Raw genomic sequence first — 965 nt, 5'->3', positions numbered from 1 at the left:
GTTCTCGTTGGGCTGGCTCTTATTGCTGTCGACCATGTCCAAAAACGCGCCCATGAAGGGGTTTAGAGTCGTGGACTTAAGGATATCTCTATAGTTTCCAAAGGCATTATCGAGCAGGATTTGGTTGAAGGCTGCGATGCCTGAAGTAGTGCGAACTTCCAATTCTGAGGTAACGACAATTTGCGAAAGAGCAAAAGCTACGCGTTGGCGCAGTTGATCGTCGTTTTCGATCGCATTCTTGTAAAACCTGAGCTGCAGAGGGGTCCCGGAAAAGTTGCTGCGATTGCAGTTGGTAAGATCTGTGCCCGTCAGAGGCGTGCAAAGATCACTAGGAACCACCTTTGCTGCGATGTCGGCGTACGAACTGGTTGAGAGCGTGAACTGCTCCTCCAGCCAAGCCGAAATCGACCTCTTGGCGACGATGGCGGCGATTAGCTCGGGCGTCGGGCCGAAGCTGGCCTGCTTGGCGAAGCGCGCGGCCTCGTTGGGCTGAAGCGTCGCTTCCGCCGCCAGGGGGGGCGAGGTCGGACCGGAAGTCGCGGCCCCGCTGATCGCTCCGCCGACGCCGCCAGAGACAGCCGCCGCCGCGACAATGGCGGCTGCTGAGCCCAACAGTTGAATACGCATCCTACACCACCACACGCCAGACGTCCGCGGGGCCTTGAGGGTGTCTCACGCGGTCGCGAACTTACAATGAGATGCTGGTGGAATATATTGATGACGCGGAGGAATAAATGCGGCAGTGTGGCGCATTGAATGAATATTTAACGCTCAAATATTGAGCATGTGTCGGTTATTCAGCGGAAATAATCTGTAAATAATTTCTAATAGTTTGTTAAATTCATTCAAACTATTTGTAGTGGATTGCGAGCGGTCTCGCACCATGCGGGCGTGCAGGCGCGCGTCGGCGCCAACAGAGCTTGAGCTCGTCACTGAGATCGAAAGAGGGAGTTGGAGGCCCAGCC

2 protein-coding genes are annotated in these 965 nt (G+C 55.1%); both read right to left on the bottom strand.

Translation table 11 applies throughout. The features are described from left to right. Positions 1–627: DUF1800 family protein (locus J7528_RS23525; protein ID WP_291879697.1), on the bottom strand; the 627-nt coding region annotated here is incomplete at its 3' end. A gap of 144 nt (positions 628–771) precedes the next feature. After that, a partial coding sequence (locus tag J7528_RS23520) for a hypothetical protein (RefSeq protein WP_291879695.1) occupies positions 772–965 on the bottom strand: 194 nt, incomplete at its 5' end.

It is taken from the genome of Caulobacter sp., assembly GCF_017744445.1.
In the GTDB taxonomy this organism is placed as follows: domain Bacteria; phylum Pseudomonadota; class Alphaproteobacteria; order Caulobacterales; family Caulobacteraceae; genus Caulobacter.
The sequence above is the reverse complement of the archived record's forward strand: the minus strand, read 5'-3'. Positions and strand labels throughout refer to the sequence as shown.